Annotated in this window: 23 protein-coding genes and 2 pseudogenes; 17 read left to right on the top strand and 8 right to left on the bottom strand. The window is 69.0% G+C overall.

The annotated features are described in order from the left end of the window. Positions 1-81: 81 nt before the first annotated feature. Complete coding sequence (locus ACWCRB_RS42285) at positions 82-672, bottom strand: N-acetylmuramoyl-L-alanine amidase (RefSeq protein WP_451001155.1); 591 nt, start codon at positions 670-672, stop codon at positions 82-84. A 117-nt stretch (positions 673-789) separates the two neighbouring features. After that, positions 790-1,023, bottom strand: coding sequence for a hypothetical protein (locus ACWCRB_RS42290; RefSeq protein WP_451001156.1), 234 nt, complete (start codon positions 1,021-1,023; stop codon positions 790-792). Positions 1,024-1,318: 295 nt separating this feature from the next. Here ACWCRB_RS42290 and ACWCRB_RS42295 point away from each other — a divergent pair, with 295 nt between their 5' ends. The 7 genes and pseudogenes from ACWCRB_RS42295 to ACWCRB_RS42325 all read left to right on the top strand — a co-directional run bounded on the left by ACWCRB_RS42295 (position 1,319) and on the right by ACWCRB_RS42325 (position 6,441). Then, positions 1,319-2,725, top strand: a complete 1,407-nt coding sequence (locus tag ACWCRB_RS42295; RefSeq protein ID WP_451001157.1) for a family 2B encapsulin nanocompartment shell protein — start codon at positions 1,319-1,321, stop codon at positions 2,723-2,725. Next, positions 2,722-3,987 (top strand): family 2 encapsulin nanocompartment cargo protein polyprenyl transferase, encoded by a 1,266-nt coding sequence (locus tag ACWCRB_RS42300; protein WP_451001158.1) that lies wholly within the window; start codon positions 2,722-2,724, stop codon positions 3,985-3,987. Before ACWCRB_RS42295 ends, ACWCRB_RS42300 begins: the two co-directional genes overlap by 4 nt. 195 nt (positions 3,988-4,182) lie before the next feature. Next, a complete protein-coding gene (locus tag ACWCRB_RS42305; protein ID WP_451001159.1) occupies positions 4,183-4,803 on the top strand; it encodes a GNAT family N-acetyltransferase in 621 nt (206 codons plus the stop codon). A gap of 15 nt (positions 4,804-4,818) precedes the next feature. Then, positions 4,819-5,401, top strand: a pseudogene (locus ACWCRB_RS42310) (dihydrofolate reductase family protein). Between the two features lie 61 nt (positions 5,402-5,462). Then, the gene (locus ACWCRB_RS42315; RefSeq protein ID WP_451001160.1) at positions 5,463-5,678 is read left to right on the top strand and encodes a hypothetical protein; all 216 of its coding nucleotides are present in this window, start codon (positions 5,463-5,465) and stop codon (positions 5,676-5,678) included. Continuing rightward, entirely contained in the window at positions 5,675-6,088 is a 414-nt protein-coding gene (locus ACWCRB_RS42320; protein WP_451001161.1) for a YciI family protein, read from the top strand. Before ACWCRB_RS42315 ends, ACWCRB_RS42320 begins: the two co-directional genes overlap by 4 nt. A 20-nt stretch (positions 6,089-6,108) precedes the next feature. Further along, positions 6,109-6,441: a DUF952 domain-containing protein gene (locus ACWCRB_RS42325; protein ID WP_451001162.1), complete on the top strand. Its 333-nt coding sequence runs from the start codon at positions 6,109-6,111 to the stop codon at positions 6,439-6,441. Here the strand turns inward: ACWCRB_RS42325 and ACWCRB_RS42330 are convergent. Further along, positions 6,390-7,172 (bottom strand): VOC family protein, encoded by a 783-nt coding sequence (locus tag ACWCRB_RS42330; protein WP_451001174.1) that lies wholly within the window; start codon positions 7,170-7,172, stop codon positions 6,390-6,392. The two genes, ACWCRB_RS42325 and ACWCRB_RS42330, sit on opposite strands and share 52 nt — an antisense overlap. A 119-nt stretch (positions 7,173-7,291) precedes the next feature. On the opposite strand from ACWCRB_RS42330, the gene ACWCRB_RS42335 reads away from it, so the two are divergent. The 4 genes from ACWCRB_RS42335 to ACWCRB_RS42350 all read left to right on the top strand — a co-directional run bounded on the left by ACWCRB_RS42335 (position 7,292) and on the right by ACWCRB_RS42350 (position 10,484). Then, positions 7,292-8,446 carry an anion permease gene (locus ACWCRB_RS42335; protein ID WP_451001163.1) on the top strand — a complete coding sequence of 385 codons (1,155 nt, stop codon included), beginning with the start codon at positions 7,292-7,294 and terminating at the stop codon, positions 8,444-8,446. 16 nt (positions 8,447-8,462) lie between these two features. Beyond that, the gene (locus tag ACWCRB_RS42340; protein WP_451001164.1) at positions 8,463-8,696 is read left to right on the top strand and encodes a hypothetical protein; all 234 of its coding nucleotides are present in this window, start codon (positions 8,463-8,465) and stop codon (positions 8,694-8,696) included. 72 nt (positions 8,697-8,768) lie between these two features. Continuing rightward, on the top strand, positions 8,769-9,653 hold the full coding sequence (gene ppk2 / locus ACWCRB_RS42345; protein ID WP_451001165.1) for a polyphosphate kinase 2: 885 nt from the start codon (positions 8,769-8,771) through the stop codon (positions 9,651-9,653). A 27-nt stretch (positions 9,654-9,680) separates the two neighbouring features. Beyond that, positions 9,681-10,484 carry a class I SAM-dependent methyltransferase gene (locus ACWCRB_RS42350; RefSeq protein ID WP_451001166.1) on the top strand — a complete coding sequence of 268 codons (804 nt, stop codon included), beginning with the start codon at positions 9,681-9,683 and terminating at the stop codon, positions 10,482-10,484. 73 nt (positions 10,485-10,557) lie between these two features. Here the strand turns inward: ACWCRB_RS42350 and sodN are convergent, their stop codons facing one another. Then, positions 10,558-10,953, bottom strand: a complete 396-nt coding sequence (gene sodN, locus ACWCRB_RS42355) for a superoxide dismutase, Ni (RefSeq protein ID WP_164409275.1) — start codon at positions 10,951-10,953, stop codon at positions 10,558-10,560. A 144-nt stretch (positions 10,954-11,097) separates the two neighbouring features. Between sodN and sodX the strand changes: the two genes are divergently transcribed. Next, positions 11,098-11,556 carry a nickel-type superoxide dismutase maturation protease gene (gene sodX, locus ACWCRB_RS42360; protein WP_389348699.1) on the top strand — a complete coding sequence of 153 codons (459 nt, stop codon included), beginning with the start codon at positions 11,098-11,100 and terminating at the stop codon, positions 11,554-11,556. On the opposite strand, the gene ACWCRB_RS42365 is transcribed toward sodX, so the two are convergent. After that, complete coding sequence (locus ACWCRB_RS42365) at positions 11,460-12,089, bottom strand: CGNR zinc finger domain-containing protein (RefSeq protein ID WP_369037614.1); 630 nt, start codon at positions 12,087-12,089, stop codon at positions 11,460-11,462. The genes sodX and ACWCRB_RS42365 overlap by 97 nt on opposite strands. 116 nt (positions 12,090-12,205) lie before the next feature. On the opposite strand from ACWCRB_RS42365, the gene ACWCRB_RS42370 reads away from it, so the two are divergent. From ACWCRB_RS42370 to ACWCRB_RS42380, 3 genes are all read left to right on the top strand, one after another. Further along, a complete protein-coding gene (locus ACWCRB_RS42370; protein WP_451001167.1) occupies positions 12,206-12,976 on the top strand; it encodes a class I SAM-dependent methyltransferase in 771 nt (256 codons plus the stop codon). A gap of 137 nt (positions 12,977-13,113) precedes the next feature. Next, on the top strand, positions 13,114-13,602 hold the full coding sequence (locus ACWCRB_RS42375; protein WP_451001168.1) for a SigE family RNA polymerase sigma factor: 489 nt from the start codon (positions 13,114-13,116) through the stop codon (positions 13,600-13,602). After that, positions 13,599-14,399, top strand: coding sequence for a hypothetical protein (locus ACWCRB_RS42380; protein ID WP_451001169.1), 801 nt, complete (start codon positions 13,599-13,601; stop codon positions 14,397-14,399). Before ACWCRB_RS42375 ends, ACWCRB_RS42380 begins: the two co-directional genes overlap by 4 nt. A 65-nt stretch (positions 14,400-14,464) precedes the next feature. Here ACWCRB_RS42380 and ACWCRB_RS42385 read toward each other — a convergent pair whose 3' ends face one another. The 3 genes from ACWCRB_RS42385 to ACWCRB_RS42395 are packed head-to-tail and all read right to left on the bottom strand — an operon-like array spanning position 14,465 to position 17,183. Next, the gene (locus ACWCRB_RS42385) at positions 14,465-15,256 is read right to left on the bottom strand and encodes an amino acid ABC transporter ATP-binding protein (protein ID WP_451001170.1); all 792 of its coding nucleotides are present in this window, start codon (positions 15,254-15,256) and stop codon (positions 14,465-14,467) included. A gap of 2 nt (positions 15,257-15,258) precedes the next feature. Next, positions 15,259-16,188, bottom strand: coding sequence for an amino acid ABC transporter permease (locus tag ACWCRB_RS42390; protein ID WP_451001171.1), 930 nt, complete (start codon positions 16,186-16,188; stop codon positions 15,259-15,261). Positions 16,189-16,229: 41 nt separating this feature from the next. After that, positions 16,230-17,183, bottom strand: coding sequence for an ABC transporter substrate-binding protein (locus ACWCRB_RS42395; protein ID WP_451001172.1), 954 nt, complete (start codon positions 17,181-17,183; stop codon positions 16,230-16,232). Positions 17,184-17,834: 651 nt separating this feature from the next. Here ACWCRB_RS42395 and ACWCRB_RS42400 point away from each other — a divergent pair. Together ACWCRB_RS42400 and ACWCRB_RS42405 are read left to right on the top strand one after the other, a co-directional pair. Continuing rightward, positions 17,835-19,049 carry an NAD(P)-dependent malic enzyme gene (locus tag ACWCRB_RS42400; RefSeq protein ID WP_451001173.1) on the top strand — a complete coding sequence of 405 codons (1,215 nt, stop codon included), beginning with the start codon at positions 17,835-17,837 and terminating at the stop codon, positions 19,047-19,049. 92 nt (positions 19,050-19,141) lie between these two features. Beyond that, positions 19,142-19,238: pseudogene (locus tag ACWCRB_RS42405) on the top strand (succinate dehydrogenase, cytochrome b556 subunit); the annotation flags it as partial.

The raw sequence follows: 19,238 nt of genomic DNA on the forward strand, positions 1-19,238 counted from the left end.
TCCGGCGTTTGAGGAGCGGGGGTTCGGGGGCGCAGCCCCCAGGGATGGGACGGGTAGGGGCGGCGGGGGCGAGAGAAATCCCTACTTCAAGCGGTCCCGTACCCGTTCCCTCAGCCACTGCATGCTGAAGCCCCGTGGGTCGATCTTGCCCGGTTGCCATTCGAGGTGGCCGATGACCGACCGTTCCGTCCAGCCGTGGTGGCGGCACAGCGCCGCGGCGACCTTCTCGATGGCGTCGAGCTGGGCCGGAGGCCACGGATCCTCGCCGTCGCCGAGGTTCTCGCACTCGAAGCCGTAGAAGTGCCGATTGCCGTCCGTGTTCGCCTCGTTGTCCGGCGGAAGAAGCTTCTCGGCAATCACCGCGCGCAGCACGTCGTCGTCGCCCAGACCCGCGTGGTTGGCCCTGCCGTAGCCGACGAGATGGACGCAGCCGTCCTTGGTGATGACGCCGTGGCACAGAGGGCCGGGCAACTCGGCATAGCCCTCGCGGCAGAGTTCCACCGTGTGCTCGCTGCCCTTGGTCACCGTGTGATGGATCATCACGCCGTGGACCGGGCCCCAAGGGCCTTTGTGGTTGCGGTTGTGGTGGGTCCAGTCGCCGACCTCGACGACGGTGACGCCTTCCTCCCTGAGCCGGTCCAGGAAGCTGCCCGCGGACATGGGTGGGGCCATGACCGTCTCCTTACGCGCTGCGCGACGGCCACCGGTCGTGACCGCCTCATACCGCAGCTTGTACCGGAATCCCACGGTCAAGGGTGAATTGTTCGGACGGCGTGCGAGCCGATCCGGTCACTGGCGCAGGAACGCGTCCCCGTTCACCGCGATGTGACTCTCCAGGGACTGAAGGGCCCGCTGGGTCGCGTCGGGGGAACCGCTGCCGCGCCGCTCCGCGTAGTACGCCGCGCCCAGTTTCTTGAGCAGGTCGCTGCCGGCCCGCTGGGTCTGCACCTCGTCGAGCTTCTGCTTGCCCTGCGTCAGGCCGCGCTGTGCCTGTTCCTTGGCGCGGTCCAGGAAGCCTGCCATCGGTGTCTCCTTGTTCGTCGTCCGTCAAAGGCTCAAACGGTCGGCCCGATCTTGAAGTTCCCGAAACGGAGGGAAGGAGACGGCGGAAGAGGTCTTTTCCGTTCGCCCGGTCGAACGATTCGGCGAAGAACCCCTTTGTGCCCACTCCGGAGATGATCCATTCCCGCTCATTCGTGTAATAGCACTGGCGCGTTCGGTGGGGAAGGCTGGTGCGCGCAGGCGTCCGATGCGGAACGAACCCGAGAGGGATCAGCGCGTCGGCGCATTTAAGAGTTGACCGGGAGGGCAGTTCCTTATGTCGGTAGGCGAAGAGATTCGCACGGAGCAGGACAAGCCGCAGCAGAGTCTCGGCACATCGGCCGCGCGGAATCTGGCCACCACCACCAAGTCCGTCCCCCAGATGCAGGAGATCAGTTCGCGCTGGCTGCTGCGCATGCTCCCCTGGGTGAATGTGCAGGGTGGTACTTACCGTGTGAACCGGCGGCTCACCTACTCCGTGGGAGACGGCCGTCTGACGTTCGTGAAGACCGGTGACCGAGTGGAAGTGGTCCCCGCCGAACTGTCCGAGTTGCCGGCCCTGCGGTCCTACGAGGACGAGGAAGTGCTCACCGAACTGGCCCGGCGCTGCCAGCAGCGGGAGTTCACGCCCGGTTCGGAGATCGCCTCGTTCGGCAGTACGAACGACGAGGTGTTTCTGCTGGTCCACGGCAAGGTCGAGAAGATCGGCACGGGCCCGTACGGGGACGACGCCGAACTCGGCATGCTGGCCGACGGCGCGTACTTCGGCGACCAGGCACTGCTCGACCCCGACGCCCTCTGGGAGTACACGGCCCGCGCGGTCACCACGGTCACCGTGCTGACCCTCTCCCGGCAGCACTTCGAGCAGGTCACCGAGCGTTCCGACTCGCTGAGCGACCACCTCCAGGCCCTGCGGGCGATCCCGGAGCAGGCCGCCAACAGGTACGGGGAGAAGGAGATCGACCTCGCGGCCGGTCACGTCGGCGAGGCGGACATCCCGCGCACGTTCGTCGACTACGAGGCCAGGCCCCGCGAGTACGAACTGAGCATCGCCCAGACGGTGCTGCGCATCCACTCCCGCGTGGCCGACCTCTACAACCAGCCGATGAACCAGACGGAACAGCAGCTCCGTCTCACGGTCGAGGCCCTGAAGGAGCGCCAGGAGCACGAACTCATCAACAACCGGGAGTTCGGACTGCTCAGCAACTGCGAGTACGACCAGCGGCTCCAGCCGCACGACGGCGTGCCCAGCCCCGACGACCTGGACGAACTGCTCAGCAGGCGGCGCGGGACCAAGTTCCTGCTCGCCCACCCGCGCGCGATCTCCGCGATCGGCCGTGAGCTGAACAAGCGCGGACTCGTCCCCGAGACGATCGACATGAGCGGCAACCGCATCCCCACCTGGCGCGGGGTGCCGATCTACCCGTGCAACAAGATCCCGGTCACCGAGGCCCGTACGACCTCGATCATCGCCATGCGAACCGGCGAGGCCGAGCAGGGGGTCATCGGGCTCCAGCAGGCCGGTATCCCGGACGAGATCGAGCCCAGTCTGTCCGTGCGGTTCATGGGCATCAACGAACAGGCGGTCATCAACTACCTGGTGACGGCCTACTACTCGGCGGCCGTCCTGGTCCCGGACGCCCTCGGAGTACTGGAGAACGTCGAGATCGGCCGCTGGCGATGACCCCGCCCCACGGCCCGGCCGAGACCATCGAGACCCTGGATCCGGAGAGGCGGAGCCCCATCGGCGGTCCGGCGGAGAGGCCTTCGGGGAGTTCACCGGAGTCCGGGGCAGGGGAGCGGCCGGCCGTGGGAGCAAGCCAGGCGAACCAGTCGGGCCTGCCGAGGCCGTCGAGGCAGGCGAAGTCCCCCGTACGGGGGACGGGAGACGGGGGAGGAGCGGGGGTGTCCGGCGGAGCGGAGGGGCAGGATGCCGCCCTCATCCTGGAGCAGGCGCGGGCCGTGGTCGATCCAGCGCTGCGCGGAGCGGTCGATTCGCTGCCCGGGTCCATGCGCCGGGTCGCGCTCTACCACTTCGGGTGGGAGCACGCGGACGGTACCCCGGCGGCGGGCAACGCGGGCAAGGCGATCCGCCCCGCGCTCGTGCTGACCGCCGCCGCGGCACTCGGCGGACGGCGGGAGACAGCCGTACGGGCCGCCGCGGCGGTGGAACTGGTCCACAACTTCACCCTGCTGCACGACGACGTCATGGACCGGGACACCACCCGCAGACACCGGCCCACCGCCTGGACCGTGTTCGGCGACGCCGACGCGATCCTTGCCGGAGACGCCCTGCAGGCACTGGCGCTCGGGCTGCTCGCCGAGGACCCGCACCCGGCGTCCGCCACCGCCGCCGCCCGGCTCGCGTCCTGCGTGGTCGAACTGTGCGAGGGGCAGCACGCGGACACGGCCATGGAGAAACAGGGCCCCGGCGAGGTCACCCTCGCCGAGTGCCTCGCCATGGCCGAGGCCAAGACGGGCGCGCTGCTCGGCTGCGCCTGTGCCCTGGGGGCGCTGTACGCGGGCGGGTCGGCCGCGGACGTCGAGGCGATGGACGCGTTCGGCCGGGAGGCCGGGCTCGCCTTTCAGCTCATCGACGACGTGATCGGGATATGGGGGGACCCGAGCCGCACCGGCAAGCCGGCCGGGGCGGATCTGGTCGCCCGCAAGAAGTCCCTGCCCGTGGTCGCCGCACTGGCCTCCGGCACACGGGCGGCCACCGAACTTGCCGAGCTGTACGGGGTTCCGTACGACGAGAGCCAGGAAGGGGCGCTGGAGCGGACGGTGCTCGCCGTCGAGCGGGCGGGCGGCCGGGACTGGGCGCAGCTCCAGGCGGCCGACCGGATGGCCCGCGCGATACACGAGCTGTCCCGCGCGGTCCCCGACCCGGAGGCGGCGGGCGGTCTGCTGTCCCTGGCCGAGTTCGTCACCCGCCGCACCACCTGAGACACACATCGCACCACCTGAGGCCCCGGAGCAACCCGTGGCGGGGTGTACGGCCCTGACTCCGTACGCCTCGCACCGGCGCTCCGGCCGGCGGGTCCCGCACATCCCCACGGTGTGCGGGCCCCGTCACAACTTCTCCACCCGTTATGCTCAACCGCCATACGAGCAACGGCGGTTGGGACAAAGGGGCGGGTCATGGGCGTGGCGATACGTACGGCGGACGAGAGAGACCGGGAGCTGGTCGTCCGGCTGCTGGACGATGCCTTCCAGAACGATCCGGTGAGCGGCTGGATCTTCCCGGACCCGGCGCACCGCCGCGCGACGCATCCGGTACTGGTGGGCGCCTTCGTCGACATCGTGCTCGCCGAGGGCCGCGTCGACCTCGCCGAGGACGGTTCGGCGTGCGCCCTGTGGCTGCCCATGCCCGCCGACGGCCACGCGGAGGCGAGCGAGGGAGACGTACAAGGGGACGAGGGCGACGACGCGGTCCGGTTGCGCGAGGCCATCGATCCCGGCAACGAGCGCGTCGAACTGCTCGTGCGGCTGACGGAGGAGATCCATCCCTCCGGGAGCGCCCACGAATACCTGTGGATGATCGGCGTCGCACCGGACAGCCAGTGCCAGGGCCTGGGGGCCGCCATCCTCCAGCACGCCCTCGACCGCTGCGACCGCGAGGGAGTGGCCGCCTACCTGGAGGCGAGCAGTGCCCGCAGCGGCAAGCTGTACGAACGGCTCGGCTTCGATCACCTCGGCAGCCCCCTCGACCTCCCGGACGGCCCCCGCATGTGGCCCATGTGGCGCGAGCCCCGGGCCTGACCGAAAGAGAACGGCTTGCGAAAGCTCACCTACTTCGTCGCCTGCTCGATCGACGGCTTCATCGGGGACGAGAGCGGCGACGCCTCCTTCATGTACCCGTTCGTCGACGAGCAGTTCCTGGAGTTCCTGAAGACCGAGTACCCCGAGACGCTCTCCACCCGGGGGCCGCCGCGCCCTCGGCCTGGACGACCTGCCCAACCGCCGCTTCGACACGGTCGTCCAGGGCCGGGCCAGCTACGAGGTCGCCCTGAAGGAGGGCATCACCAGCCCGTACGCCCATCTGCGCGAGTACGTCGCCTCGCGCACCCTGGAGTCACCGGACCCGCACGTCGAGATCATCGCCGCCGATCTGGTCGCCAGGGTCCGGGAGCTCAAGGCGGAGGACGGCGACCGGGGCATCTACCTGTGCGGCGGCTCGCGCCTCGCGGGTGAGCTGCTCGACGAGATCGACGAGCTGGTCGTCAAGACGTACCCGATCGTCCTCGGCACCGGGATGCCGATGTTCGGCTCCGGCTTCGACGTGTCGGAGTTCGCGCTCGACGAGGTGCGCCCGTTCAGGAACGGGGTGCTGGTGCGGACGTACAGCAGGAAGGGCTGAAGCGGCAGAAGAGGCCGAACCGGCGGGGAGCGCCCCGGCGGCTTCCGCAATACCCTGGGGTATGGGCAGCGAACAGTACGACTGTCCCGTCTGCGGGCAGCATGTGGCCACGGTGATCCGGCGGCACAAGACCCTGGGCGCATGGGTACCGAAGTGGGTCGCCGGGCCGTGCCGGAATCCCGAGTGCGAGGCGTACGCCGATCCGGCGGCCGAGACCGAGGCAGGCCCCGTGCGGGTGGCCCGGCCGGGGCGGTCCGAGCCGAAGGAGCGGTCATGAAGTACCTGGTGATGGTGCGCGGCACGCAGGCGGACTACGACGCACAGAACGGCAAGGCGTCCGACGAAGGCCCCACCTGGACCGACGACGACATCCAGGCCATGTACGCGTACATGGGCGCGATCAACGCCGACCTCGCCAAAACGGGCGAGTTCCTCGACGGGAACGGCCTGGCCGAACCCGCGCGGATTCGGCAGGTCACCGCCGGCAAGGACGGCGGCACGGTGATCACCGACGATCCGTACGACGAGAGCGAGCAGCTGATGGCCGGCTACTGGCTCCTGGAGTGCGCGAGCCTGGAGCGGGTCACCGAGATCGCCGCCCGCGTCACCCGCTGCCCGGTCCCGGACGGCGTACCGGAGCACCCCGTGGAGATCCGGCCCGTCCTGGACGATCCCCGGGACCAGTAAAGGGCCCGTAGGTTGGGTTGATGTCAGAACTGCCGTACATACTCCACATCACTGAACGCACCCTGTGGGAGGCGGCCCGCGCGCGGGGCACGTACGAGATGTCGACGCGTGGTCGCACCCTCCAGGAGGAGGGCTTCATCCATTTGTCGACACGCGCCCAGCTCCCGGCCGTGGCCGCCTTCCTGTACGGCTCCTACGACGGCCCGGACGAGCTGGTGGTGCTGGTCGTGGACCCCGCGCGGCTCGACGCACCCCTGCGGTACGAGGCACCGAAGCCGGGCGGCGAGGAGTTTCCGCACGTCTACGGGCCGATCCCGGTGGGTGCCGTGGTGGACGTCGAGATGTGGGAGTGATTCGGCAGTCCGCCCGTTTCGGGGTCGCGGCCGGTCAGGCAGTACGTGCCGCCCGCCGGGTCACGCATGACCGTCCAGTGGGTGCCGTGGGCGACGGCTGTGGCCCCCAGTTCCTCGTGGCGGGCGCGGGTCGCCGCGATGTCGGCGCAGGCCAGGTCCAGGTGGGCGGAGGCGTCGGCCCGGTCGGTGTCGAGGCGCTGGAGGAGGACGCGGACCGGGAGACCGGCCGGGGGCCTGAGGACGTGGAACTCGGGGAGTGAGCCGGGGAGGGAGTCCCAAGTGGTGAGGCGCTCCCAGAAGGCGACCTCCGTGTCGTACGCGGCCGGCGGGACGTCGACGCACACCTGGTCGAGGCGGCTGCCGTCCACCACGGCGGGCCGTACCGACTCCCCGTGCCAGGGCACCGCGCAGAACAGCTGACCGGCGGGCGACCGCAACACGGCCCATCCGGTGTACGCGCCGACGACGGTCGCCCCGAGCGCCGACGCCGATCCGACGAAGGCGTCGACGTCCTCGACCGCGAAGTCGAGGTGGGCGCCGCCGTCCCCGGAGTCCACCCCCTGCACCTTGACGCAGGGGTCGCCCGCGCCCGGCAGCAGGGTCGTGAACTCGCCCTGATCGCCCCGGGATTCGGAGAGCCGGGTGTCCGTGACGGTGGTCCAGAACGCCTGGGCAGGGCCGAGGAGTCCGGCGGGCCGGTCGATGAAGGCGTAGGTCCAGCGGATGCCCATACCAGTGCTCATGGGGTGATCGTAAGGTGGCGGTCGTCCACGTCACCTGCGTTTTTTCCAGGAACAGCCTTTGCCCGGAGTTCGTCGCGAGTATGCCTGCGCTTGCTTCCATCGAACGCATGGACCACATCACGTTCCTGGTGGCGGTCGTCATCGTGACGGCCCTGGCCTTCGACTTCACCAACGGATTCCACGACACGGCGAACGCGATGGCCACGTCCATCGCCACCGGCGCCCTGAAACCGAAGACAGCGGTCCTGATCGCCGGAGTCCTCAACATCGTCGGCGCGTTCCTGTCCACCGAGGTCGCCAAGACGATCTCCGGCGGCATCGTCGACGACACGCTCGTCAGCCCCGGGATGATCTTCGCCGGGCTGGTCGGGGCGATCCTGTGGAATCTGCTGACCTGGCTGGTGGGGCTGCCGTCGAGTTCCTCGCACGCCCTGTTCGGCGGGCTGATCGGCGCGGTGTGGGTGGGCGCGGGCGCCGACGGTGTCCACTTCACCAAGGTCGTCGAGAAGGTACTGATCCCAGCGCTGGCCTCACCGCTGGTGGCCGGAATCGCCGCCCTGATCGCCACGTACCTCGCCTACAAGCTCACCGCCCGCGCCCGCAAGGACTCGGTGACCAAGGGGTTCCGGGCCGGTCAGATCGCCTCCGCCTCCCTCGTCTCCCTCGCGCACGGCACGAACGACGCGCAGAAGACCATGGGCATCATCACCCTGACCCTGATCTCCGCGGGCGCGCTCGGCCACGACGCCGGTCCGCCGGTGTGGGTGATCGCGTCGGCCGGTCTCGCCATCGGCCTCGGCACCTATCTGGGCGGCTGGCGGATCATCCGGACCATGGGCAAGGGGCTGACCGAGATCCAGTCGCCGCAGGGCTTCGCCGCCGAGACGGCGTCCACGGCCGTCATCCTCACCTCCGCCCACCTCGGCTTCGCCCTGTCCACCACTCAGGTCGCCTCGGGCAGCATCCTGGGCGCGGGCCTGGGCAGGCGGCTCGCGGAGGTGCGCTGGGGTGTCGCGGGCCGCATGGTCATGGCGTGGCTGATCACCCTGCCCGCCGCCGCGCTGGTCGGTGGGGTCTCCGCGGGCGCCGTCAGGTACGGGGGCACCTTCGGCACCGTGGTCGTCGCGCTGGTCGCCGTCGCGGTCGCCGGGGGCATCGTGCTGGCCGCCCGCCGCAACCCGGTGCACGCGAACAACGTCAACGACACCCACGAGGTCAGCATCAAGGCGACGGAGCCGACGAGCGTCGGTACGGCCGCGTGAGCGAGGGAGAAGCGAAATGAATCTGGACTGGAGCGCCCTGGGTCAGGTCGCCGCGGTGAGCCTCGGGGTCACCGTCGCCGTGGTCGTCGTCTTCGCCGTCGGGGTCCTCGGACTCGCCCGGGTCGAGGGCGCGCGTGAGAATGACGGTGGTACGCACGCGCTCGGGCTCGCCCAGGCCGGGCTGTGCTTCGTGGCGTGCGCCGCTGTGGTCGCGTACGGCATCTATCTGATCGTGCCGCAGTTCCACTGACCGCAACTGATGGCGATTGACTGCAGCTGATTGCAACCGACCGTCGATGTCGATATCGAGGAGGCCGACAGAATGACACCACTGATGTCCGGGCTGAAGGTCGACTACAGCGACCACGACGAGCCCGTCCTCATCCGGCCGGACGGTACTCCGGTCGAGACCTGGCGGGAGAACTATCCGTACCCCGAGCGCATGGAGCGCAAGGAGTACGAGTGGCACAAGCGGCTCCAGCAGATCGAACTGCTGAAGCTGCAGAGCTGGATCAAGCAGACCGGCCGTCGGCTGGTCGTCGTCTTCGAGGGCCGGGACGCGGCCGGCAAGGGCGGCACGATCAAGCGCTTCACGGAGCACCTGAACCCGCGCGGCGCCCGGGTGGTCGCCCTGGAGAAGCCCACCGAACGCGAACGCGGCCAGTGGTACTTCCAGCGGTACGTCGAACACCTGCCGACCGCCGGCGAGATAGTCCTGTTCGACCGCTCCTGGTACAACCGGGCCGGTGTGGAACGGGTCATGGGCTTCTGTACGGATGACGAGTACCGGCGCTTCACCCGCCAGACCCCGCTGTTCGAACGCATGCTCGTCGACGACGGCGTCGACCTGATCAAGTTCTGGTTCTCGGTCTCCCAGGGTGAACAGCGCACCCGTTTCACGATCCGTCAGGTCGACCCCGTACGGCAGTGGAAGCTGAGCCCCATGGACCTCGCCTCCCTGGACCGCTGGGACGACTACACGGCGGCCAAGGTCGCCATGTTCCGTGAGACGGACACCGAACAGGCGCCCTGGACGGTGGTCAAGAGCAACGACAAGAAGCGGGCGCGGGTCGAGGCGATGCGCAGCGTGCTGGCCCGCTTCGACTACACGGGCAAGGACGAGGAGGTCGTCGGCAGCCCGGACCCGAGCATCGTGGGCGCGGCGGCGAACCTGCTGGAGGCGGGCGAGGACGACGACGGCGTGTGAACCGCCCACGGCGGGGATGCCTCTGACGTGACCGAACCCGCCGCAGCCACCGACCGGACCCGCCTCGCCGAGAGCGCCTACGGCACCGACCGGCACCTGGCCGCCCGCCAGGCGCTCTACCGGTGGCAGACGCCCCGCCACGACCTGCCCGCCATCGCCGCCGGGCAGCTTCGTGACGTACGCGGACACGTGGTCGACGTCGGCTGCGGCAACGGCAGGTTCGTCCGGCGGCTGCGCGAGGAGCGGCCCGGGCAGATCGTGCTGGGCCTGGACATCGCGCCCGGCATCCTCGCCGGCGTCCCCGGCCCGGTCGCCGTGGCGGATGTCACACGACTGCCGCTGGCTTCGGGGAGCGTCGGGGCGGCGCTGGCGATGCACATGCTCTATCACGTGCCCGACATCCCGCAGGCGGTACGGGAGTTGGCCCGGGTTGTCGCCCCCGACGGGCTGGTGATCGCCTCCACCAACGGCGAGCGGGACAAGGCCGAACTCGACGACCTGTGGCAGCGGGCCGCGAGCGACGTGCTCGGTACCGGGCAGGAGCCGGTCCGGTTCTCGATCGGCGCCCGTTTCTCCCTGGAGAACGCCCCGGACTTCCTCGGGGAGCAGTTCGGCCGGGTGGAGACGACCGAACTCCCCAGCACCGTCACCGTCCACGACCCCGAGCCGGTCGTCGCCTACCTGGCGTCCTACCGGGCCTGGGCGGACCAGTACGACGTGCCCTTCGACACGACTGTGGAACGGGCCCGCGCCCTCGTCACCGAACGGATCGCCCGGCAGGGGATGTTCGAGGTCGGCTGCCGGGCGGGGATCCTCGTCTGCCGGCGTTGATAGGGCTCACACGGTCGAGGGCAGCGAAAAGGGCCGGTCTGTATCGACCGGCCCTTTTCGGCGAAAGCCCGCATCAGGCCTTCTTGGTCTCCCAGAAGATCTTGTCGATCTGGGCGATGTAGTCCAGGGCCTTCTGGCCCGTCGCCGGGTCGGTGGACGCCTTGGCGGCCGAGAGGGCCTTCAGGGTGTCGTTGACCAGCTGGTGCAGCTCCGGGTACTTCTCGAAGTGCGGCGGCTTGAAGTAGTCGCTCCACAGGACCGACACGTGGTGCTTGGCGAGCTCTGCGCGCTGCTCCTTGATGACGGTGGCACGCGCCTGGAAGTGCGGGTCGTCGTTGGCGGCAATCTTGTCCTGCACGGCCTTCACCGACTCCGCCTCGATGCGGGCCTGGGCCGGGTCGTAAACACCGCAGGGCAGGTCGCAGTGGGCGCTGACCTTGACCTTGGGGGCAAACAGGCGGGAAAGCATGGAGCGTTCCTTCCTCGTGATCGTCTTCTCAGGTTGGACATTACTCCCTGAGAGAGGGGTTTTCGCGAGTGCCCCCATGGGCTTAGGACAAAAGTAGGGGGTCAGACTGGGACTGGTGGAGGATGGAACCGGGGAGGTGCCGGGATGCCGGAGCTGTCACAGGAGAGCGCGCACGGGAGTGAGCGCGGGAGTGAGCACGGAGGGGCCGCGAAGCTCTTCGGATGGGTCGAGGTGACCGGGCCGTCGATGGTGCCCACGCTGTATCACGGCGATTTTCTCGTGGTGCGCTACGGGGGCCGGGTCAGGGCCGGGGAGATCGTCGTCCTGCGTCATCCGTTCCAGCAGGACCTGCTGGTCGTCAAACGGGCCGTGGAGCGCCGTGAGGGCGGTTGGTGGGTGCTCGGGGACAACTCCTTCGCCGGCGGCGACAGCACCGACTACGGGACCGTGCCGCACGATCTGATCCTGGGCCGGGTCAGGTTCCGCTACCGGCCGCTCAAGCCCGGTCAGCGCTCGCCGCTGGCGCTGCTGCGCTGGGCGCTCTCGGCCGCCAGGCCCGTCTTCTCGGACCGGTCCGCCTCCAGGCGTTTGCGGGCGCGGTAGGCGGCCACGTTGGCCCGGGTCGCGCAGCGGTCGGAGCAGTAGCGGCGGGAGCGGTTCGTCGAGGTGTCGAGGTAGGCGTTGCGGCAGGGCGGCGCCTCGCACAGGCCCAGGCGATCCACGCCGTACTCGGTGAGGTGGAAGGCCAGTCCCATCGCGGCGATCGCCGCGTAGCCCGCGGTCGCGTTCGACGGGTGGTCGGCGAGATGCATGTGCCACAGCGGGCGGCCGTCGTCGTCCCGGAAGTCGTGCCCGGAGATCTGCGGGCTCACCGGGAACTCCAGCAGGAGTGAGTTCAGCAGGTCCACCGAAAGCGTCTCGTCCCCCGTGTCCGCCGCTTCGAAGACGGCGCGCAGCCGGGCTCGTACGGAGCGGAACCGGGTCACGTCGGCGTCGGTGGCGCGGCGGGCGGCCTGCTGGTTGGCGCCGAAGAGGTCGCGCACCGCGTCGGTCGAGGTCAACGTGTCCCTTCCGCGCGCCGGTTCCTCGGTGTTGACGAGACGCACGGCGTAGTCCGAGTAATAGGCCAGTTCCACTTGTAGTCCTTACGGGCGCGTTCTATGGTCGTCGGTGTGGGCGGAAGTAACGGCTGATATTGCTTCCAGGGTATTACGCATGCGTGGCGAGCGGGCGGCTCAAGGAAGGGGCTTCAATGACCACCACTACCGGTACAAACGCCGGAACCGACTGGAATGCCTGGCAGGAGAGCTGGGACCGGCAGCAGGAGTGGTACCTGCCGGACCGCGAGGAACGGTTCAGGGTCATGCTCGACATGGTCGAGGCCCTCGTCGGCCCCGCCCCGCGCGTCCTCGACCTCGCGTGCGGCACGGGAAGTATCACGGCCCGGCTCCTCGACCGGTTCCCCGAGGCCACCAGCACCGGCGTCGACCTCGACCCGGCGCTCCTCGCCATCGCCGAGGGCACCTTCGCGGGCGACGACCGCGTCACCTTCGTCACGGCCGACCTCAAGGACCCGCAGTGGGCAGGCGGGCTGCCGTACGACTCGTACGACGCCGTCCTGACCGCCACCGCCCTGCACTGGCTGCACAGCGACCCCCTCGCGGACCTCTACGGCCGGATCGCGGAGGTCGTCCGCGACGGCGGTCTGTTCATGAACGCGGACCACATGATCGACGACAGCACGCCCCGGATCAACGCGGCGGAGCGCGCACTGCGCCACGCACGTATGGATCAGGCCAAACAGAACGGTGTCGTCGACTGGGCGCAATGGTGGCAGCTCGCCGCCCAGGACCCCGTCCTCGCCGGGCCGACCGCCCGCCGCTTCGAGATCTACGGCGAGCACGCGGAAGGTGACACACCCTCCGCCGAGTGGCACGCGCGCGTGCTGCGCGACAAGGGGTTCGCGGAGGTGCGTCCCGTGTGGTGCTCGCCCTCGGACACCCTGCTGCTCGCCCTCAAGTAACCCCGGCGGCACGTGCGATGGAGGCGGTACGGAGAATCCGTACCGCCTTTTCCGTGCGCGCCGCGTCCTGGGCGGGTCCCCGGCGCACTGGTAGGGGTGAGGCGGTCCTCGACCAGGGGACCGGGAAGGGGGGAAGGATGATGCGGGGCGCGGACGCGACTCTGCACGCCTTCGTGGAGGGCAGACGCACGGCGCTGTTCCGGAGCGCCTATCTGCTCTGCGGCAACCGTGACGAGGCCGAGGATCTCGTCCAGACGACGCTGGTGAAGGTCGTCCTCGGGGCGCGCAGATACGGGCGGCTGGACAACCTCGAGGCCTATGCGCGCCGGACGCTGGTCAACACGTTCATCGCGGGGCGTCGGCGCTTCTGGCGGCGCGAACACGCGTACGGCGAACTGCCGGAGACGCCCGCCGAGCCGGCGGACAACGACACGGGCCTGATGGTGCGCGCGGCGCTGGCGAAGCTCGCGCCCAAGCAGCGGGCGGTGCTGGTGCTGCGCTACTGGGAGGACCTCAGCGTCAACGACACCGCGGACCTGCTCGGCATGCGGGTGAGCACGGTGAAGAGCCACACGGCCAGGGGAATCGCGGCGATGCGGGCCGCGGTGCGGGAGGAGCACGTATGAGCACCGACATCGACGAGGTCGAGACCTGGCTGGAGGGGCGGGAGCTCCTCGGACGGGCCGTGGGCGGGGTCCCCGTGCCCACGGGGGGCAGCACGGAGGCGGTGTTCGCGCGTGCGGCGCGGGTGCGGCGGCGACGGTGGGGCGCAGTGACGGTCGTCGCGGCGGTCGGGGTCGCGGCGGGTGTGATCGCCGGGCCCGGGTGGCTGACGTACGACGAGGGCGGTGGCCGTGCCGCGAACACGGGGACGATCAAGCCCCCCGGCCGGGCCACCGCCCTGGCGGCCGAGTTCGCGAAGCTGCTGCCCGCCGGTGTCGGGGCGATCCGTGAAGTGGACATGGACTACGTTCTGTTCCGGGAGCCGGAGCATGCGGAGGCCGGACCCTTCGGCAAGTACTACGGCTCCTACACGGTCACCAGGGACGGCGGTGTCGGGTACCTCCGGGTCATCAACCGGTTCGGCAAGGCTCCGAGCGCGAGCTGGAAGACTCCTTGTTCGATTCCGGGCAAGGAGGACGGGCAGGAGTGCACCTTCGAGAGGCTGCCGAACGGCAACGTCCTCGAAATCCGGAAGGGCTGGAAGCACGGCAGCGTCTTCATGGACAACCGCCGCACCTGGGGTGAGTACCTCATGGCCACGCTCTACCTGAAGACCGGCGGCACGGTCGAGGTCCACGACACCACCGGCTTCACGGGCAGGTACTCACTGGGGCCGCTGCTCAGGACAGCGCCGCTGACCAAGAGCCAGCTGCGTGAACTGGCGCTCACACCCGAGCTGTTGAAGACGAGGAACAGTTAGGACAACGCGGAAGGGGCGGTACGAGGATCTCGTACCGCCCCTTCCATACGTACCCGTACGTCGCCTCAGAGGACCTTGGACAGGAACGACTGGGTGCGTTCGTGCTGCGGGTTCGTCAGGACGTCGCGCGGGTTGCCGGACTCGACGACCACGCCGCCGTCCATGAACACCAGGCTGTCGCCCACCTCGCGGGCGAAGCCCATCTCGTGGGTGACGACGATCATCGTCATCCCGGACTCGGCCAGGTCGCGCATGACGTCGAGGACGTCACCGACCAGCTCCGGGTCCAGGGCCGAGGTCGGCTCGTCGAACAGCATCAGCTTCGGGTCCATGGCCAGGGCCCGGGCGATGGCGACGCGCTGCTGCTGGCCGCCGGAGAGCTGGGTGGGGTAGCTGCCGGCCTTGTCGGCCAGGCCCACGCGCTCCAGGAGCTGGCCCGCACGATCACGGGCCTGCGCCTTGCTGACGCCCTTGACCTGGACGGGCGCCTCCATGACGTTGTCCAGCGCCGTCATGTGCGGGAACAGGTTGAAGCGCTGGAAGACCATGCCGATGTCCCGACGCTTCAGCGCGACCTCGCTGTCCTTCAGCTCGTACAGCTTGTCGCCCTTCTGGCGGTAGCCGACCAGCTCCCCGTCGACGTACAGGCGCCCCGCGTTGACCTTCTCCAGGTGGTTGATGCACCTGAGGAACGTCGACTTGCCCGACCCCGAGGGGCCGATGAGGCAGAACACCTCGCCGGACTTCACCTCAAGGTCGATGCCCTTGAGGACCTCGACGGGGCCGAAGGACTTGTGCACGCCCTCCGACTTGACCATCGCGACGGCTTCGGAGCCGGTGACCTTTTCCGTGCTCATGGTCAGCGCCTCCAGCTTCCGAGGGACAGCAAGTTCGCCTTGATCTTCTGCAACGGCGTGGCCGGAAGCGAACGGCTGGAACCGCGCGCGTAGTACCGCTCGATGTAGTACTGGCCGACGCTGAGGATCGAGGTCAGGATCAGGTACCAGGCCGCGGCGAGGAAGTACATCTCCACCGGGGCACCGGACGTCTGCCCGATGTCCTGGGCGTAGCGGAACAGTTCGGCGAACTGCACCACCGACACCAGCGAGGTCGTCTTCAGCATGTTGATGACCTCGTTGCCCGTGGGCGGCACGATCACGCGCATCGCCTGCGGGATCACGATCCGGCGCAGGGTCTTGGCGTGGCTCATGCCCAGGGCGTGCGAGGCCTCGGTCTGGCCCTCGTCGACCGACAGGAGGCCGGCGCGGCAGATCTCCGCCATGTAGGCGGCCTCGTTCAGGCCCAGGCCCAGGAGCGCCGTCAGCAGCGGCGTCATGAAGCTGGACCAGTAGTCCTTGTAGATCGGACCGAGGTTGATGTACGTGAAGACCAGGCCCAGGTTGAACCAGACGACCAGCTGGACCAGGACCGGGGTGCCGCGGAAGAACCAGATGTAGAACCAGGCGATGGTCGAGGTCACCGGGTTCTTCGACAGCCGCATGACGGCGAGCAGGATGCCGCCGACGATGCCGATCAGCATCGACAGGACCGTCAGCAGCAGGGTCTTCCAGACACCGGTGAGGATGCGGTCGTCGAAGAAGTAGTCCGGTACGGCGCCCCAGTTGATGTTGCCCTGGGCGAACGCGTAGACGATTGCGACGAAGATCGCGATCGCGATCACGGCCGAGACGTACCGCCCGTAGTGCCGGACCGGGATGGCCTTGATGGCCTCCGGTCCGGCCGGGGGAGTGCCCGCCGGTCCTGTCGTCTTGTCGGTGTCAACAGTCACGGGTGTTGCCTTTCAGTGCCCGTAGCTTCCGTGAGCCCGGGTCACTTGCCGCCGTTGACGGTGGCCGCCGTCACGGCGCCGTCCTCGACGCCCCACTTGGCGACGATCTTGGCGTACTCGCCGTTCTTGATGATCGCGTCGAGCGCGGCCTTCAGGGCGTCCCGCAGCTCCGTGTTGGTCTTGGCGACCGCGATGCCGTACGGGGCTGCCTCGACCTGCTCGCCGACGACCTGGAAGTCATTGCCGCCGCCCGAGGTCTTCACCGCGTACGCCGTGACCGGGAAGTCGGAGGAGCCGGCGTTCGCGCCGCCCGCGCGCACCCGGGTCTGGGCCTGCTGGTCGTTGTCGTACGACTCGATGGTGATCTTCTTGCCACCCGTACACTTCGCCGTCTCGGCCTTGGCGAGGTCCTCGGAGACCGTGCCGCGCTGCACCGCGATCTTCTTGCCGCACAGGTCGGACCAGCTCTTGATGCCCTGGTCGTCGCCCTTCTTGGTGTAGATCGAGACACCGGCGGTGAAGTAGTCGACGAAGTCGACGCCCTCGCCGACCTTCTTGCCGTTCTCGGTGCCCTCCTGGCGGTCCTTGGTGTCGGTCATCGCGGACATGGCGATGTCGTACCGCTTGGAGCGCAGACCCGTGATCAGGGTGTCGAAGGTGCCGTTCTGGAACTCGAACTTCACGCCGAGCTGCTTGCCCATGGCGTCCGCGAGGTCCGGGTCGATACCGACGGTCTTGCCCGAGTCGTCCTTGAACTCGACCGGCGCGTACGCGATGTCCGAGCCGACCGTGATGACGCCCTTGTCCCGGATCGCCTGGGGGAGCTGGTCGGCCAGCGGGGCCGAACTCGTCGAGGCGCTCTCCGAGCCGTTGTCCTTGTCCTTGGTCTGGTCACCGCACCCGGTGAGCAGCAGGGCGCCCGCGACCGCGATCGCACCGACCGCTGCTAGCCGGTTCTGCGCGGCGGTCGTACGAAGGGTGGAGCTTGCGGTCATGGTGGGTTCCTCCGGCGGATGGATGGTGTGCCATTGGGGCCGGTGTCCGCCCAGGTGGGGCGGACGGTCCGGCGGGTCGACTTGTGTGCACGCATCTTTGAGTGTCGCGACCTTGTGTGATTACGGCATCTTGCCATTCGGAGTGAGGCGTTCAGACGACCGGCTATGTCAAAATCGGATAACGGGTCACCCCCGTTGAGCGTCAGGTCGGTGCATCAGAGCCGGACCTTCCCGGACTTTCTACGGGAATCATTCGTTCCGGCCGGAAGATCTTCGGTGTATCTCGCCAGGTGAGCGGCTGTTGCCATCCGCACGTACATCCGTTTGGGCGGCCGCCCGAGGACTCCGTCCGGCCCATTGCCCGACCCGACTCGCTTCTCGATTTGATCGATCATGTCCGGGTATGCAGCCGTGTGGGGTGATAAGCCATGTCACCCACGTGTGACCTTCGACTTATAGGGGTCGTCGTCGGTGTCCTCCGTCCGGTAAGAAGGTTCTTTACACCCCTCATCCGGGGCTCAGGGCGCGTGTGCGGCGCGTCCGTCGCGCTTGTGCCCGTGCGCATCACTCACCGGGGCCTCGCGCGGTGCCCGCCCACCCCTCACCAGGAGTGGTCACCCTCAAACCTTGAAGACTTAAGGGGTACAAAAAGTGGCAGCGGAGATCGTCAATCCTCGCAGCGACATCAACATCGGCACCGGCGGCGATGCCGGTGAGTTCGACCCGGCGTTCGCTCTCCACCGGGGCGGCAAGATGGCCGTGCAGGCCACCGTGCCCATCCGTGACAAGGACGACCTGTCCCTCGCGTACACACCCGGTGTGGCCCGGGTGTGCACCGCCATCGCAGAGCAGCCCGACCTCGTCAACGACTACACCTGGAAGTCGTCCGTCGTCGCGGTCGTGACGGACGGTACGGCGGTCCTTGGACTCGGGGACATCGGTCCCGAGGCGTCCCTTCCGGTGATGGAGGGCAAGGCGATCCTGTTCAAGCAGTTCGGCGGCGTGGACGCGGTCCCGATCGCGCTGGCCTGCACGGGCGTGGACGAGATCGTCGAGACCGTGGTCCGGCTGGCGCCGTCCTTCGGTGGGGTCAACCTGGAGGACATCTCGGCGCCGCGGTGCTTCGAGATCGAGCGGCAGCTCCAGGAGCGGCTGGACATCCCCGTCTTCCACGACGACCAGCACGGCACGGCGGTCGTGACGCTGGCGGCGCTGCGCAACGCGGCGCGGCTCACCGGGCGGGAGCTGGGCGAGCTGCGGGGTGTCATCTCGGGCGCGGGTGCGGCGGGAGTCGCCATCGCGAAGTTCCTGCTGGAGGCGGGCCTCGGGGACGTGGCCGTCGCCGACCGCAAGGGCATCGTCTCGACGGACCGGGACGACCTCACGCCGGTCAAGCGCGAGCTGGCCGAGCTGACGAACCGGGCGGGGCTGAGCGGGTCGCTCGAGTCCGCGCTCGCCGGCGCGGACGTCTTCATCGGGGTCTCCGGGGGTACGGTGCCGGAGGCGGCGGTGGCATCGATGGCGGACGGCGCGTTCGTGTTCGCGATGGCCAACCCCGACCCCGAGGTGCACCCGGATGTGGCGCACAAGTACGCGGCGGTCGTCGCTACCGGGCGGTCGGACTTCCCGAACCAGATCAACAACGTGCTGGCGTTTCCGGGGATCTTCGCGGGGGCGTTGCAGGTGCGGGCGTCTCGGATCACCGAGGGGATGAAGATCGCGGCGGCGGATGCGTTGGCTGCGGTGGTGGGTGAGGATCTTGCCGCCGACTATGTGATCCCGTCGCCGTTCGACGAGCGGGTTGCTCCGGCGGTCACCGCGGCGGTTGCCGCGGCGGCTCGGGCGGAGGGGGTCGCTCGACGCTGAGCGCGAGCGACTTCGGCCGACTTCGGCTTTAGGGGTGGTCCTGTCAGGCTTCGGCTGTGGCGGGGCCATTCTTTTTTCGCCCCCGCCGCCCCTACCACGCGCTCAACGGTCTCCGCGTCATCGCCGTCGACTTCTGGTCGAAGGGCCCGCGCTACCAGAAGCAGATGCTGTGGACCGTCGTCGGCCTGT

The organism is Streptomyces sp. NPDC002156 (assembly GCF_053593675.1).

Coding starts and splice junctions, on each gene's coding strand:
- ACWCRB_RS42285 (WP_451001155.1), bottom strand. CDS start 672: ATGGCCCCACCCATGTCCGCGGGCAGCTTCCTGGACCGGCTCAGGGAG.
- ACWCRB_RS42290 (WP_451001156.1), bottom strand. CDS start 1,023: ATGGCAGGCTTCCTGGACCGCGCCAAGGAACAGGCACAGCGCGGCCTG.
- ACWCRB_RS42295 (WP_451001157.1), top strand. CDS start 1,319: ATGTCGGTAGGCGAAGAGATTCGCACGGAGCAGGACAAGCCGCAGCAG.
- ACWCRB_RS42300 (WP_451001158.1), top strand. CDS start 2,722: ATGACCCCGCCCCACGGCCCGGCCGAGACCATCGAGACCCTGGATCCG.
- ACWCRB_RS42305 (WP_451001159.1), top strand. CDS start 4,183: ATGGGCGTGGCGATACGTACGGCGGACGAGAGAGACCGGGAGCTGGTC.
- ACWCRB_RS42315 (WP_451001160.1), top strand. CDS start 5,463: ATGGGCAGCGAACAGTACGACTGTCCCGTCTGCGGGCAGCATGTGGCC.
- ACWCRB_RS42320 (WP_451001161.1), top strand. CDS start 5,675: ATGAAGTACCTGGTGATGGTGCGCGGCACGCAGGCGGACTACGACGCA.
- ACWCRB_RS42325 (WP_451001162.1), top strand. CDS start 6,109: ATGTCAGAACTGCCGTACATACTCCACATCACTGAACGCACCCTGTGG.
- ACWCRB_RS42330 (WP_451001174.1), bottom strand. CDS start 7,172: ATGGGCATCCGCTGGACCTACGCCTTCATCGACCGGCCCGCCGGACTC.
- ACWCRB_RS42335 (WP_451001163.1), top strand. CDS start 7,292: ATGGACCACATCACGTTCCTGGTGGCGGTCGTCATCGTGACGGCCCTG.
- ACWCRB_RS42340 (WP_451001164.1), top strand. CDS start 8,463: ATGAATCTGGACTGGAGCGCCCTGGGTCAGGTCGCCGCGGTGAGCCTC.
- ppk2 (WP_451001165.1), top strand. CDS start 8,769: ATGACACCACTGATGTCCGGGCTGAAGGTCGACTACAGCGACCACGAC.
- sodN (WP_164409275.1), bottom strand. CDS start 10,953: ATGCTTTCCCGCCTGTTTGCCCCCAAGGTCAAGGTCAGCGCCCACTGC.
- sodX (WP_389348699.1), top strand. CDS start 11,098: ATGCCGGAGCTGTCACAGGAGAGCGCGCACGGGAGTGAGCGCGGGAGT.
- ACWCRB_RS42370 (WP_451001167.1), top strand. CDS start 12,206: ATGACCACCACTACCGGTACAAACGCCGGAACCGACTGGAATGCCTGG.
- ACWCRB_RS42375 (WP_451001168.1), top strand. CDS start 13,114: ATGATGCGGGGCGCGGACGCGACTCTGCACGCCTTCGTGGAGGGCAGA.
- ACWCRB_RS42380 (WP_451001169.1), top strand. CDS start 13,599: ATGAGCACCGACATCGACGAGGTCGAGACCTGGCTGGAGGGGCGGGAG.
- ACWCRB_RS42385 (WP_451001170.1), bottom strand. CDS start 15,256: ATGAGCACGGAAAAGGTCACCGGCTCCGAAGCCGTCGCGATGGTCAAG.
- ACWCRB_RS42395 (WP_451001172.1), bottom strand. CDS start 17,183: ATGACCGCAAGCTCCACCCTTCGTACGACCGCCGCGCAGAACCGGCTA.